The organism is Lachnospira multipara ATCC 19207 (genome assembly GCF_000424105.1).
In the GTDB taxonomy this organism is placed as follows: domain Bacteria; phylum Bacillota; class Clostridia; order Lachnospirales; family Lachnospiraceae; genus Lachnospira; species Lachnospira multipara.
In genome coordinates this window covers 209032-223128 of sequence record NZ_AUJG01000001.1, presented here as the reverse complement: position 1 = coordinate 223128, position 14097 = coordinate 209032, and the positions used below count along the sequence as shown (strand labels likewise).

General features: G+C 36.9%; 11 protein-coding genes and 1 tRNA gene. 2 read left to right on the top strand and 10 right to left on the bottom strand.

Features of this window, described 5'->3' with window-relative positions; genetic code table 11:
* Positions 1 to 65: 65 nt before the first annotated feature.
* A complete protein-coding gene (nrdD, locus tag G600_RS0100965) occupies positions 66 to 2243 on the bottom strand; it encodes an anaerobic ribonucleoside-triphosphate reductase (protein ID WP_027430258.1) in 2178 nt (725 codons plus the stop codon).
* 295 nt (positions 2244 to 2538) lie between these two features.
* The gene (locus G600_RS15585; RefSeq protein WP_155885904.1) at positions 2539 to 2700 is read right to left on the bottom strand and encodes a hypothetical protein; all 162 of its coding nucleotides are present in this window, start codon (positions 2698 to 2700) and stop codon (positions 2539 to 2541) included.
* A gap of 346 nt (positions 2701 to 3046) precedes the next feature.
* Here G600_RS15585 and G600_RS0100955 point away from each other — a divergent pair, with 346 nt between their 5' ends.
* Positions 3047 to 4903 (top strand): GGDEF domain-containing protein, encoded by a 1857-nt coding sequence (locus G600_RS0100955; RefSeq protein ID WP_027430257.1) that lies wholly within the window; start codon positions 3047 to 3049, stop codon positions 4901 to 4903.
* Between the two features lie 131 nt (positions 4904 to 5034).
* On the opposite strand, the gene G600_RS0100950 is transcribed toward G600_RS0100955, so the two are convergent.
* From G600_RS0100950 to G600_RS0100930, 5 genes are all read right to left on the bottom strand, one after another.
* The gene (locus G600_RS0100950) at positions 5035 to 5976 is read right to left on the bottom strand and encodes a magnesium transporter CorA family protein (RefSeq protein ID WP_027430256.1); all 942 of its coding nucleotides are present in this window, start codon (positions 5974 to 5976) and stop codon (positions 5035 to 5037) included.
* A gap of 26 nt (positions 5977 to 6002) precedes the next feature.
* The gene (locus tag G600_RS15580; RefSeq protein ID WP_155885903.1) at positions 6003 to 6179 is read right to left on the bottom strand and encodes a FeoB-associated Cys-rich membrane protein; all 177 of its coding nucleotides are present in this window, start codon (positions 6177 to 6179) and stop codon (positions 6003 to 6005) included.
* A 92-nt stretch (positions 6180 to 6271) separates the two neighbouring features.
* Entirely contained in the window at positions 6272 to 7771 is a 1500-nt protein-coding gene (locus G600_RS0100940) for a TrkH family potassium uptake protein (RefSeq protein ID WP_027430255.1), read from the bottom strand.
* A gap of 32 nt (positions 7772 to 7803) precedes the next feature.
* Positions 7804 to 9198: a Trk system potassium transporter TrkA gene (trkA, locus tag G600_RS0100935; protein ID WP_034245090.1), complete on the bottom strand. Its 1395-nt coding sequence runs from the start codon at positions 9196 to 9198 to the stop codon at positions 7804 to 7806.
* Positions 9199 to 9223: 25 nt separating this feature from the next.
* Positions 9224 to 9457: a hypothetical protein gene (locus tag G600_RS0100930; protein ID WP_034245087.1), complete on the bottom strand. Its 234-nt coding sequence runs from the start codon at positions 9455 to 9457 to the stop codon at positions 9224 to 9226.
* 473 nt (positions 9458 to 9930) lie between these two features.
* Here G600_RS0100930 and G600_RS0100925 point away from each other — a divergent pair.
* Positions 9931 to 10002: transfer RNA gene (locus tag G600_RS0100925), tRNA-Gly, on the top strand.
* 704 nt (positions 10003 to 10706) lie between these two features.
* On the opposite strand, the gene pepF is transcribed toward G600_RS0100925, so the two are convergent.
* From pepF to G600_RS0100910, 3 genes are all read right to left on the bottom strand, one after another.
* A complete protein-coding gene (pepF, locus tag G600_RS0100920) occupies positions 10707 to 12491 on the bottom strand; it encodes an oligoendopeptidase F (RefSeq protein ID WP_242826336.1) in 1785 nt (594 codons plus the stop codon).
* A gap of 150 nt (positions 12492 to 12641) precedes the next feature.
* On the bottom strand, positions 12642 to 13082 hold the full coding sequence (locus G600_RS0100915) for an NADPH-dependent FMN reductase family protein (protein ID WP_027430251.1): 441 nt from the start codon (positions 13080 to 13082) through the stop codon (positions 12642 to 12644).
* A gap of 120 nt (positions 13083 to 13202) precedes the next feature.
* Complete coding sequence (locus G600_RS0100910; protein ID WP_027430250.1) at positions 13203 to 14081, bottom strand: DegV family protein; 879 nt, start codon at positions 14079 to 14081, stop codon at positions 13203 to 13205.
* Positions 14082 to 14097: the final 16 nt, after the last annotated feature.

The window sequence follows — 14097 nt, the reverse complement described above, 5'->3', positions numbered from 1 at the left end:
AGTTTATTGCGTTATCTATTAATTTAGGATTCTAGTCTGGTTTGCAGACTCTTCCAACACTAATCTTATAAGTGTAAAACTCTTTCCTTAATTTCCTGAGTTCTACCCTGATTCCAGAACTGTGTACCAATGTAACCGCAAGTTCTTCTTGCTACATTCATCTTGTCCTGGTCTCTATTCTTACAGTTAGGGCATTCCCAAACAAGCTTACCATCATCATCAGTGATAATCTGAATCTGACCTGTGTAACCACAAACCTGACAGTAGTCAGACTTAGTATTAAGCTCTGCGTACATAATGTTATCGTAAATGTACTGCATAACTGAAAGAACAGCTGGAATATTATTATTCATATCAGGAACTTCTACGTATGAAATAGCTCCACCTGGAGATAACTTCTGGAATTCTGATTCGAACTTTAACTTATCGAATGCGTTGATTTCCTCAGTTACATGTACATGATATGAGTTAGTAATATAATTTCTATCTGTTACACCTGGAATCTTACCAAATCTCTTCTGTAAGCACTTAGCAAACTTATAAGTTGTTGATTCAAGTGGTGTTCCATATAATGAGAAGTCGATATTAGTTTCCTTAGCCCACTTCTTACATGTATCATTAAGATAGTTCATAAGCTTAAGGGCGAATTCCTTACCGCCTTCCTGTGTATGGCTAGTACCCTTCATGTAGTATGTACACTCATAAAGACCTGCATATCCAAGAGAAATTGTTGAATAACCACCGTAAAGAAGCTTATCAATTGTTTCACCCTTCTTAAGTCTTGCAAGCGCACCATTCTGCCAAAGAATTGGAGCTACATCTGATGGTGTACCCTTTAATCTATAATGTCTGCACATAAGTGCTCTTCTACATAAATCAAGTCTTTCGTCTAAGATCTTCCAGAACTTCTCTTCATCCTTGTTAGATGAGCAAGCAACGTCAACTAAGTTAACTGTTACAACACCCTGGTTAAATCTACCGTAGTACTTAGGCTTGTTATCTTCATCTAAGTATGTTGTAAGGAATGATCTACAACCCATACATGGATAGCACTGACCATCGCCATTAGCATCAACCTTTAACTGCTTCATAATCTTCTCTGAAATATAATCAGGAACCATTCTCTTAGCTGTACATTCAGCTGCAAGCTTTGTTAAATCCCAATACTTAGAACCTTCATGGATATTATCTTCCTCTAATACATAAATAAGCTTAGGGAAAGCTGGTGTAATCCATACACCCTGTTCGTTCTTAACGCCCTGAATTCTCTGGCGAAGAACTTCCTTAGTTACAAGAGCTAAATCATCTCTTGTCTGGCCTTCTGGAACTTCATCAAGGTACATAAATACTGTTACGAAAGGAGCCTGTCCGTTAGTAGTCATAAGAGTGATTACCTGATACTGAATCATCTGAACACCCTTCTTAACTTCTTCATGAACTCTGATTTCAGCGATCTCACGAATCTTCTCTTCTGAAGCTTCAACCCCTGTATCTGCGAGTTCCTTTCTTACCTGCTTAATAAACTTTTCACGGCTAACCTGTACAAATGGTGCAAGGTGAGCAAGTGAAATACTCTGTCCACCGTACTGTGAACTAGCAATCTGAGCAATTGCCTGAGTTGCAATATTACATGCTGTTGAGAAACTATGTGGCTTCTCAATCATAGTCTCAGAAATTACAGTTCCATTCTGAAGCATATCCTCAAGGTTAACTAAGCAACAGTTATGCATATGCTGAGCAAAGTAATCAGCATCATGGAAATGTATTAAGCCCTGCTCATGAGCTTCTACTATATCTTGTGGGAGAAGTAATCTCTTAGTAATATCCTTACTTACCTCACCTGCCATGTAGTCTCTCTGGACACTGTTAACAGTTGGGTTCTTATTAGAGTTCTCCTGCTTAACTTCTTCGTTGTTACATTCAAGCAAACTTAAAATCTGTTCATCTGTTGAATTAGACTTTCTTACCAACGCTCTCTTATATCTGTATGTGATATACTTTCTTGCAACGGCGAAAGCTCTTAAATTCATAATCTGGTTCTCAACTAAATCCTGAATTTCTTCTACATTAAGAGATCTACCCATTTCATTACATATCTGTTCTACATTCTCTGAAATAGTACGAATCTGTTCTGATGATAATCGTTCGCTATGTACGACTTCATTGTTGGCCTTAGTTACAGCATTAACAATCTTCTCAATATCAAATGTAACTTCTGAACCACTACGTTTAATAATCTTCATAATTGCTCTCCCCTTATAATTTTATGTCTCGAAAATTGTCTTTACGACATCTTTTCTATAATATCACATCGTTTATTTTTTAGGTACCATCTTACAAGAATATCTAAATTAAAAACATTCTTGACAAATCTTCGTATTGCTTAAGCTATTATTATAGTACAACATATTGTGCTTTTAGTCAATAGCAAAATACTATATGTTGTGTGTACATAAAAATAGCTGCCACAAATGCTAAATTAATCTAGCATTCTTAGCAGCTACTTTTGCTATGAAACATAATCAAAATGAAACTTTCTTACTTATAAATTTCTGACCAACGAGAAACCATCTCTTCTGCCTCTACCTGAGAAGATACCTTAGTTACAATTACTCCATCTAAGTAGATTTCATATACTGGGAAAAGCTTTGGGCTATCACCATGTCTTACTTCTACTTTGTTGTACTTTACTCGTTCCATAATTTACCCCCGATTTTTTATTCTTAGTTTTTTTGTCATAAAAGGCGCATAAAACTACATCTTGTGTCTGCAAAATCAAGTAATAGTCTTATTTTATTCACATGCCTTCCCTATATGTTGTATTATATCACGGTTCATGTCAAAGATAAACACTATATTTAGTATTGGTACCAAAGGACTAATGCCATACTATATACCCCCAAGATATTTACTACTTTTTAATATAATTGTCGAACAATTAATGTATTATTGTCTTAATTGCTGCAATATTATATAATTATATTAGGAAAATGTGATTATAGAAATGTGAACAAAATATAACAAAACTCTATAAAGGAGAAAATCAATGAGTGATAATACTATTTACGTTGATGATTATGAAAGATCCAACAGATTGAATCGACGTATCGCTACTATTGATGCCTATTATCTAGCTATTGTAGCTAATAAGCCATTCACAGAATACTTTGGTGATACTAGATTTTCTAACCTGACAGAATTTGTTGCCGAGGAAGAAAAAATTAATCTCATGGATTTTATAGACAGCTATGAAGGACAAGAATTAAAGGGAATTTTCCACTTTAAAAATTACAAGGGAGAAATGCGCCTAAATCTCATTACTTTATTTGCCCAAAAGACCTCATCTGCTAGAAGCGAGATAAACATTGAAATGGTCGATGTTGAAAGCCTTGCAAATATTAATGAGCTTATACTTGATGACATTAAGAAGGGGCGGGCTCTCTTTGGCCTAACAAAGGAATACACCTTCACCTATGATATGACTGACGACATTTTTAAAATGTGCCGTTATGACATATTTTCAAAAGACACCCTCTATAAAATGAGCCTGATTCAGTGGCGCGAATTCATGATAAATGAAGGCTTTATAGCAGAATCTGACATCGGCCTATTTAAAAACCTCGTAGGGCAGATTCTATCCTACGAACAGAGTTTTAGCGCAAAGATTACAACTAGTATGCGTACCCAAAAGCAGATCATGGAGAAGCTCATTTTCACAGGCATGGTCTATAACAAGTATAACGGCGACAAGATTGTTATCGGCAGGATTCTTACTGATGAAAATGCTCACACAAATAGCAATCTTATCGAAATGATTAGCGACCTTTCCTACGATGCTCTAACTGGTGTCTATAACAAAAAGACTATTACAGAGTATGCAAAGAGCCTGATTTCCGCTAATAATGACCACAAACACGACAATTACATGGACGCCTATCCTACAAATCTAGCCATTCTCATTCTTGACGTGGACAATTTTAAGAAGGTAAACGACCTTTATGGTCACATGTATGGTGACAAGATTTTGGCAAGGATTGGTAGGAAACTTAAGGAAATCATTGGTGATGGCGGAGTTATTGGACGTATCGGCGGCGATGAATTTTTAATAATCCTTTTTGATATTACTGATGAAAATCTTTTGCGAGGCTATCTAAGAGCGGTTAGAACCCAGATAAAATGGGAGTTTATTAATGATTTTGCAGACTTTAACATAACCTGTTCTATTGGTTCTTCCATCTATCCAAAGGATGCAAGTAACTACGACGAACTCTTTAGAATAGCCGATTTTTGCCTCTATATTGCAAAGGAAAAGGGCCGCGATAGATACGTTTTCTATAGAAAAGAGATTCACGAAGAGGCATATATTAAGAGTATTACAAGTGCGGATAAGAAAAATGTTTCCGGCCGTGAGGTTAACGAATTACGCTATATTTCTAAGGTTATCGAGCATTTTGCAAAGAATAAACGACAAGCTATATCTGACCTCTTAACTCACATACAAGAGACCTTTAATGTGGATAGCGTAAACATTTACAGAGGAGAGAATTTAGAGCTTTACAGGACTTTCGGTCAGGTTCTTGATAACTCTTCTAACGCCCTCTACGCAAAGAGTCCGGGCTTTAAGAGCATGCTTTGTGAGAAAATGTTTCTTGAATCTAGCTTTGTTGGCAGAGTTGCAGATGTAGCACCAGAATTTAGTGAGGCTATGCATCAGCGAAATGTTATATGTACAATTCAAATTGTTCTTGGAAATGATATGAATAATATTACCGGCCTTCTAACCATTGATAAGGTAGGAAACGCTCCACAAAAGTGGGCAGAATACGAGATTCAAACTAGCCTAATTGCAGCATATCTAATAAATGTGCTGATTGCTGATGAGGACAGGCCTTATTTAAAGTAATAGGCTTATAATACTAAGATATAAAATAATAAGGGCTGCTGCCGCAATACATTTTCATAAAAATATAAAGACCTTAAGTCTTCGTGATGTTTCTATACTCACTAAACTTAAGGTCTTTTTTATTATCTATGCTAAAGCATCTTCTTTTTCTTCATATACCAAATTACAAAAATACAAACCACCACGATGCCTATACAGATTATGGCAAAGCCGTAAGGAACTGTGGCAAATGGCATATATTTCTCTGCAGTGTTCATTCCCCATAATCCTGAAATAATGGTTGGAATGGCCATTAAAACGGTAAGGGATGTAAGTCGCTTCATTACATTATTTAGTCTATTGTCAATTACTGATGAGAGAAGCTGTCTTGTACCATCGATGACATCTCGATAAATAGAGGTCATCTCGATAGCCTGCTGATACTCGACGGTTACATCTTCAAGTAATTCCATATCTTCTGGGTATTGTTCAATTCTTTTGTATCTTCTAAGTCTCTCTAACACGATGCTGTTTGACCTAAGAGATGTGGCGAAATAAACCAATGTAGATTCTAATTCATGAAGCTCGATTAAATCCATATCAGTTGTGTTTCCCATAACTCTTTCTTCTATCTCGATTCGCTTCTTATCAATTAAACGAAGGTTTATCTGATAACTTGCTGCGGAACGATAAAGAAGTTGGTAGATAAAACGCATCTTCTTTTTAGTGCTAAATTCTTTTATCTTGTTTCGAATAAAATAAGTAAGAATAGGTGTTTCTTCCTTACAAATCGTAATTATCGTATCTGATTTCAAAATAATACCTAAAGGAATTGTGGTATACATCTTCTTCTCATGTCTAACCTCTGGAGTTGGGATATCCACTAAGATAAGAGTATATCCATCTTCAAGGCTGATACGAGAGCTTTCTTCCTCATCAAGAGCTGTAGCTAAATCGGTTAAATCGATTTCGTACATTTCAGCAATTTCGTTTAGCTCTCTGCTTGTAGGGCCAACCATGTTGATCCAGCAACCTTCCTTAGGCTGTTCTAATTGTGATAAAACTCCATGATCAGTTCTAAAAACTTCATACATGATTGAATTACCTCCTAGCACCAATTTTATTCTTCTTTTTTGTCGCACTCCTTATTATGCTGTCCGGCCATAGCGCAAGACGCACAGTTACCGCTACAGACATCTCTAAGTCCATCTTTTTTATGAAAATATGACACTGCCAAAAACATTCCTACTATAACAACTAGTAAAACGACAGCCACTAAAATATTAACTAAATCCATATTAAGCACCTTATTTCTATAAATTCAAGTCTCTCCTACGAGAAATTACCGCACTTAATTTTAGCATATTGAGAAAAGTTTTTACAGTGAAATTATTTTCTAACCTTATCGCAATCTTCCCAATTTCTTCTTCTAGGATTAATCCTAGATGTGAAAGTGCTCTTCCAAATTGTTGGATTAAAGAGCATTAACATTGGGAATAACTCTAATCTTCCTGCTAACATATCAAAGATAAAAACGAATTTACTAAGTACGCTAAAGGATGCAAAATTGCAGGTCGGTCCTACATTTGCAAGACCAGGACCAATATTATTAATTGTTGCAGCTACGGATGTGAAGGTAGTTACTAGGTCTTGATTCTCTAGGGAAATCAAAAGGCAAGACACCGTGAAAACGCAAATAAAAGTCATGAAATAAACATTAACTGATCTAAGGGTCTCATGTTCTACTGTCTTTCCCTCGATTCTAATAGCCTTAACAGACTTTGGATGAATATAGGAATGGAATTCCTTAATAATAGTCTTAAAGCTAATTATAAATCTAGAAACCTTAATGCCACCACCTGTGGAACCAGCACAGGCACCTACAAACATAAGTATTACCAATATAAATTTTGAGAAAGCCGGCCAGGTATCAAAATCCACTGTTGAATAACCAGTTGTTGTAATAACTGTGGCAACCGCAAAACTTGATGCTCTTAGGGCCTGCTCTAAATTTGAAAACATATGGGCAATATTTATGCAAATAGCAAGTGTACTTGCAACAATAATTCCAATGTAAACCTTAACTTCTTCTACGTTTAAGGCCTGTCTAAAATGCTTAAATAAAAGATAGTAATAAGCATTAAAGTTTACACCAAATAAAATCATAAAGATTGTTACAATCCACTGAATAAGTGGGCTGTAACCACCAATACTTGTATTCTTAATACCGAAACCACCAGTACCTGCTGTACCCATTGATGTACAGATTGAGTCAAAGAAACTCATACCTGCAAAAAGTAAAATAATAATTTCAATTACTGTAAGTCCGATATAGATTCCATAAAGGATTCTTGCTGTTCTTCCAATTCTTGGAACCAGCTTTCCTACCTGAGGCCCCGGGCTTTCTGCCTTCATAAGATTGATATTAGAACCACCAGTCATAGGTAAAATGGCAAGAAGGAATACTAAAACTCCCATTCCGCCAATCCAATGAGTGAAACTTCTCCAAAATAAAATACTTTTTGAAAGACTTTCAACCTCAAGTAAAATTGAGGCACCAGTTGTAGTAAAACCAGAAACTGTCTCAAAAAGCGCATTTACATAATTAGGAATTTCACCACTTATTGTAAAGGGTAAGGCACCAAAAATACTCATAAAAATCCAGCTAAGAGCAGTGGAAACACAACCCTCTTTTAAATAAAAGACGGTATCTTTGGGCTTTTTTATTACCATTAATTGTCCTATTACAATAGCTAGAGCAGCTGATATAAGAAAGGCAGGAACTGTACTTTCTCCATAAATCAAGGCCACCACTACTGGGATAAGCATTAAAACTCCCTCGATTTTTAATACATTTCCCAACACAATTCGTATCATGGAACTATTCATAATTAAACTCCGATTTCATTCATTTTCTTAATTTATGCCAAAATGTCTTCGATTCTATCAAAGCCTGTATGAGTTGTAATGATAACTACTGAATCTCCCACCATAATTTCGTCATTACCAGTTGGAATAATTATCTTACCCTTTCGACTAATCAAGGCAATAAGTAAGCCTTTCTTAAGCTTAATGTCCTTTAAAGGCTTGTTAGTAAGCTTCGAATTCTCACGTACATTAAATTCAATACCTTCAGCTCTTGAATCAAAGAGGTGATAAAGGGTTTCAATCTCGCTTCCCATAGATTCCTTTAAGGCTCTAACATAGGCAATAATAGCCTCACTAGTTATGTATCTTGGGTAAATTACGCTACCAAGGTCTAGGCTATTGATTACATTTTTAAAGGCTGTTCTGTTAACCTTAGTGATAACTTTGGCGTTACTAACCTGTCTTGCATGAAGGGTTAGCATAACATTTTCCTCATCAATACCAGTTAAAGGCACGAAGGATTCTACATATTCAAGACCTTCTTCCTTTAAAACCTCCATATCAGTTCCGTCGGCGTTAATAATTGTAGCCTCTGGTAAAAGGTCAGTAAGTTCCTTGGCTCTATTAACATTGTTCTCAATAATCTTAGTCTCAATGCCTGCAGAAATTAGCTGTTTTGTTAGATAAAATGAGGCACGACCGCCACCAACAATCATTGTGTTCTTTACAGATCGTGTCTCAAAACCAAACTTCTTTAGGAAATGCTTAGACTCTTCTCTTGAACTAATAAAGGAAACTACGTCTCCTGCTAAAACTACATCCGCACCTGATGGAATAATAACTTCGTCGTTTCGCTCAATTCCACAAATCAAGCCCACAGTCTTTGAATCGCCGCAAATATTGGCAATCTGATTATTAACCATTGGACTTTCCTTAGGTACCTTGAATCTAATCATATCGGCTCTGCCTCTTGCAAATGTATCCACTTCCAAGGCTGTTGGCAAATATAGTAATCTTGCTATTTCCCTTGCTGCTTCAAACTCTGGATTAATCACCATAGCAAGGTCTAGCTTACTTCTTAAGTATTCTGTTTCTTCGCTGTAATCTGGAGTTCTAACTCTTGCAATAGCTGAGCAACCTGAAACGTGCTTAGCCACTGTACAGCATAACAAATTAAGCTCATCAGAACCTGTTACAGCAATTAGTAAATCCGCATCGGCAACATTAGCACTCTTTTGTACTGTAAGACTTGCACCATTACCAATGATTCCTAAAACATCATACATTCCTGACAAAGCTTCAACTCTTGTCTTGTTCTTATCTATAATCGTAATATCATGTCCTTCTTTTGAAAGCTGCTCCACTAGTGTAGAGCCTACCTTACCTGCGCCCACAACAATGATATTTAAACCTTTATGGTCTTCCTTGTGGTTCTTAAATATGCTCATGACAATGCCTCTCTTTTCAAACTAATTATCTACTTAATTCTTTAAGCTCATTTAAGAGTTCTAAATCTGATTGAGTAACTCTGATATTAGTTGTAACCGCTTTCTGACCAGGCTTTGTTACTGTTAATTCAATGATTGAATCAGCAGGAATGCCACTTGAGAAAGTGTCAGACATAAACGCTACAAATTTAGGATGATTGCCGCTAAATTTAGACAAAGCATCCTTGATTTTCAACATATTCATTGGGTTAAAAGCCATATTTTACACTCCGTTCTATTATAATCACATATAAGATTGTAGATTATAAAATAATAAAGTCAAGACAATTTTAGCACACTTGAGAGTAGTTTCCATGCAAGTCAATAATAATTATACAAATGTATTGAAACTTACTATATAAGTGTTTTATTTATGATTTTTCTGTAAGTCAAGACTCGCTCGTAAGTCTAGCGCCGGATTCGGGTCTGCTGAAGCAGCCCCGAATTCCTGTCCGAATCCGTGCGCATCCTCGCAAAGCGTTTAACTCAGTCGGAGCTTGTACCCCGACTGAGTTAAAATGGGAGTGAATGACCTATTATTATAACCCCTAAGTTAATCCCCTATACTAATATTTCGTCATATTGTTTGTATATTATTAGTATTTTTGAATTTTTTTGAAAAAAATGGTTGACAAAAAATCTAATATTGTGTAATATATAACTCGTGCTTGAGAGCACAACAATCTAAGACATGCGCGAGTGGCTCAGTGGTGGAGCACCTCCTTGCCAAGGAGGGGGTCGCGGGTTCGATCCCCGTCTCGCGCTCTTCAGTTAAGAACAGAATCTTTGATTCTGTTCTTTTTTTGTGTTGTGAACGGGGGCGAACCTCGCGACCCCAGTCGCGTGCTCTTCAATTTCACTTTTTGGACTTTTATGAGAGATTTCTTTATTTACAGGCACTGCTTTACGGGGATTCCTACTTGCTTTCCTATTCTAAAAAGGCTTGTTTGTGCCTATATCTTCTTTTATTTCGCTCCACAAGCACAATTTTTTCTTCTATATTTATAGCTCCAAAAATTTCTTGTGACTTTTTCCCGCTATTATTAAAAAAGAAGCACAAGATTACTCTTCTTACTAATGAGAGCTTGAAATTCCTGTGCTTTTATTGAGGATATAAGCTTATTACAGGCACACCATGTCTTTTTTATTCAAAAATCAAGAAAAGGGCCTGTGCCTTTTATCGAGCTAAATATAGTTTTTAAGCACAATCCCTAGGTTTGCAGCATGCCAAACCGGCTATACAGCAGAAATTACCAGTTTGCAGAACGCACAATCGGTTAACAGCACAATCCTCGGGTTTGCAGACTACCCAACCCGTTAAACAGCAGAAATCCCCGGGTTCACAGCATGCCAAACCGGCTATACAGCACAATCCCCCCAACCGCAAAAAAGCTGGCGCTTTCGCGCCAGCTTTCCCACTAATCTATAGTCTATTAATTTTTGTTCCTTAAAGACTGTAAAACCTTTAATTACAACTCTTCCCACTGATCTAACAAATCCTTGAATACCTTAAGGGCGTCACTGACCACTTCTGGTTTTGTCATGTCTACCTTGGCGAGCTTTAGAAGCTCGATTGGGTGCATACTGCTGCCGCTCTTTAAGAATTTCTTGTAGCCTTCTAGAACTTCCTTGTCACCTTCTAAGATTTTTAAAGAGATGGCGATTGCAGCAGAATAGCCTGTTGCATACTGGTAAACATAGAAAGGTGTGTAGAAATGAGGGATTCTCGCCCACTCATAGGCAATGTTATCATCAATTATCATGTCCTTGCCAAAGTACTTCTCATTAAGGCCCTTGTAGAGTTCGCAAAGATTGCTAGCTGAGAGAACCCCGCCATTTTCCACCATTTCGTGAGCCTTCATTTCAAACTCAGCAAACATAGTCTGTCTATAAAGTGTGCCCTTAAACTGCTCAAAATAGTGATTTAGCAAATACTTCTTCTGCTCCTTATCAGTACAATTCTTTAGAAGATACTGCATAAGAAGTGACTCATTTACAGTTGATGCAACCTCAGCTACGAAAATTCTGTAACCCGCATAAACATAAGGCTGTGTGTTATTTGAGTAGTAAGTGTGCATTGCATGACCTGTCTCGTGAATTAAAGTAAAGACATCATTTAAAGTATCTGTGTAATTTAAGAAAATATATGGATGTGTTCCATAGCAGCCCCAAGAGAAAGCCCCTGAACGCTTGCCTTTATTTTCATAAACATCAACCCAGCCATTCTCATAGCCAGACTTAACAATTTCAACATAGTCCTCCCCCATTGGTGCAAGGGCCTTTAGAGCCATCTCCTTGGCCTCTTCATAGGAAACTTCCCAGTTAAAGTCCTTCACCATTGGAGCGTAGATGTCGTAAAAATGTAACTCTGATAGGTTAAGCTCCTTCTTACGAAGAGAAACATATCTATGCATTAAGTCAAGATTCTCATTTACTGTGTTTATGAGACTTTTGTAAACATCAGTAGGGATGAAAGAACCGGATAGATATCTTTCTAGGCTTGAGTTATATTTTCTTACATCAGCATAAAATACGGCCTGCTTTACATTTCCATAAAACATGGCTGCAATGGTGTTTATGTTATCCTTATATGAAGCATAGAGGTTCTCAAAAGCCGACTTTCTAAGCTCTCTATCTTGACTCTCCATTAAAGCTCCGTAGCGGCCATTTGTAAGGTCGTGCTCCTCGCCCTTTGAATCGGTAACCTTCTTAAACTTCACATCTGCGTTATTAAACTTTGAGAAAATGTCACCACTGACGCCAGTTACGTTAGCAACCTTTGCAAGAATCGCCTCCTCTTTATCTGAAAGAGAGTGCTCCTTTGTGGCAAGCATATCCTCTATTAAATGAGCGTATTCACACATTGGCTCTGTCTTTATGTAGCCACGAAGAGTTTCTTCATCAATGGCCAAGATTTCAGGCTCTAAAAATGAGTACTTCTCTGCCATCTTTACAGCTATAGCCTGGGCCTTTCCGGACATCTCCTGATACTGGGCATTTGATGTGTCCTCGTAATATTTCATAAATGCGTAGACATAAACTCTCTCGACTTTATAATCCACCTCATCTGATTCCTTAATTGCAGCGTATAGATTTTCAACGCCTTTGGCAATCTCGCCCTTATATTGGCAAGGGATAGCCACTAACTTTTCAAGTTCCCCTAAATCCTCTTTCCAGGCAGCATCACTAGCATATATGTCATTAACTGCCCACTTATATTTATCATTAATTTCCTTACGTTCCTTAAGTGCCATAGTTTTCTCCTTTCCCATTCCTTTGACTTTAACTATTTTAACAAATGTATTCTCATGAGTAAATTCTTTTATTCATCATAATTTCCCATTAGCTAAACAAAAGCTTAAAATAAAAAAATCCAAGCAAGTATTACCTGCTTGGAAATGCTCTTAATTATAAGCTGCAACTACATTTTTAGCAAAATCCTTAATGCTCATTAAGTCACAACTATTCGGTCTGTCCTTATGCATCAGGCCAAATTCACCCTTGCAAAAGAACTCCTTATCTGAAAGCTTTAGGCCTGTCTCACCCTTTCTCTTTCTCTCTTCTATACATTTTTTTATCTGACTGTGAGTGGACTTTCTAATAGCGGAAGAGGAAAAATTATAAATCGTCCCCTTCTCTAATTCAAGATTATCTATAAAAGACTTCACATTAGGATCTACATCCTCGTAATAAACCGAGTTTCCAAGAAACAAAATGTCTGTGTCCTTGTCCACTGGATGGCTTATATCAAGGGCTTCCACTCCAAGGGCCTCTGACATAGCCTTCGCAAGCTTTCTAGTATTCTCATTCTTACTTTTGCTAAAATATCTAACTGCAATTTTCATCTACACAACTCCTTATAAACCATACACAAATCCTAAAAATGTATAATCTATAAGTCCAGATTCACGTACAATTTAGTCAATTATATATGCTATGTATGTTGATTGCAAGTAAAAATAGTTTTATGCCTCAAGCTCAGGTAAATAAGCTGACACAGCTATTGCAAGTGCGCCCTTACCGATATGACATGAGATACTAAGGGATAATGGATCCATGTGGATGTCGTATCCTGGGAATTCCTTAGATAATAATTCCTTCCACTCTGCTGCCTCTTCTGGATTTCCTGAATATGCAGCCTCAAGATGAAGCTTACCTTCCTTTGCGAAGTTAGCAAAACGATTCTCGAAGTCATTTTTCATAGCTTCAATCATCTTCTTTTTAGCAGCTTCCTTACCTCTTGTCTTAGTGTAAGCATCAAGCTTCTCGCCCTGAATCTGTAAAACTGGCTTTAAGTTTAAAACTGTACCAATTGCTGCAGCTGCAGGTGTGATTCTTCCGCCCTTCTTAAGATACTTTAAAGTCTCAAGTGTGATATATATACTTGAATCAAACTTATGCTTCTCTAGGATTTCCTTGATTTCCTTAGCTGAATAACCCTTCTTTGCAAGCTCAAGTGCATCAATAGCTGACTGTCTCATAGTGACAGAAATTCTCTGGTTGTTAACAACGCAAACCTTTCCATCATAATCCTCAGCAAGCATTGTAGCTGTCTGGCATGTGCCTGAAAGACCGCTAGACATTGGGATAAATACAAGTTCATCGTAATCCTTTAAGACCTCATCAAATGTATCCTGTAATTCACCAACTGATGGCTGAGATGTAGAAATATCAGCATCTCCTTCAAGCTTTATGTAAAATTCTTCCTGTGTTAATGTAATATCTTCAAGATATTCCTTACCATCAATGAAAAATGGCATAGGAATTACTCTTATTCCTAATTCTTTACTTTCTTTTTGTGTAATACCACTATTGCTGTCTGTAACAATCGCAACTTTGCTCATAAGTCCTCCTTAAATA

What these genes read in the sequence shown, in the direction of transcription:
- G600_RS15580 (WP_155885903.1), bottom strand. Translation starts at nt 6,179, where the DNA reads ATGGATTTAGTTAATATTTTAGTGGCTGTCGTTTTACTAGTTGTTATA.
- nrdD (WP_027430258.1), bottom strand. Translation starts at nt 2,243, where the DNA reads ATGAAGATTATTAAACGTAGTGGTTCAGAAGTTACATTTGATATTGAG.
- G600_RS0100955 (WP_027430257.1), top strand. Translation starts at nt 3,047, where the DNA reads ATGAGTGATAATACTATTTACGTTGATGATTATGAAAGATCCAACAGA.
- G600_RS0100940 (WP_027430255.1), bottom strand. Translation starts at nt 7,771, where the DNA reads ATGAATAGTTCCATGATACGAATTGTGTTGGGAAATGTATTAAAAATC.
- pepF (WP_242826336.1), bottom strand. Translation starts at nt 12,491, where the DNA reads ATGGCACTTAAGGAACGTAAGGAAATTAATGATAAATATAAGTGGGCA.
- G600_RS0100915 (WP_027430251.1), bottom strand. Translation starts at nt 13,082, where the DNA reads ATGAAAATTGCAGTTAGATATTTTAGCAAAAGTAAGAATGAGAATACT.
- G600_RS0100930 (WP_034245087.1), bottom strand. Translation starts at nt 9,457, where the DNA reads ATGGCTTTTAACCCAATGAATATGTTGAAAATCAAGGATGCTTTGTCT.
- G600_RS15585 (WP_155885904.1), bottom strand. Translation starts at nt 2,700, where the DNA reads ATGGAACGAGTAAAGTACAACAAAGTAGAAGTAAGACATGGTGATAGC.
- G600_RS0100950 (WP_027430256.1), bottom strand. Translation starts at nt 5,976, where the DNA reads ATGTATGAAGTTTTTAGAACTGATCATGGAGTTTTATCACAATTAGAA.
- G600_RS0100910 (WP_027430250.1), bottom strand. Translation starts at nt 14,081, where the DNA reads ATGAGCAAAGTTGCGATTGTTACAGACAGCAATAGTGGTATTACACAA.
- trkA (WP_034245090.1), bottom strand. Translation starts at nt 9,198, where the DNA reads ATGAGCATATTTAAGAACCACAAGGAAGACCATAAAGGTTTAAATATC.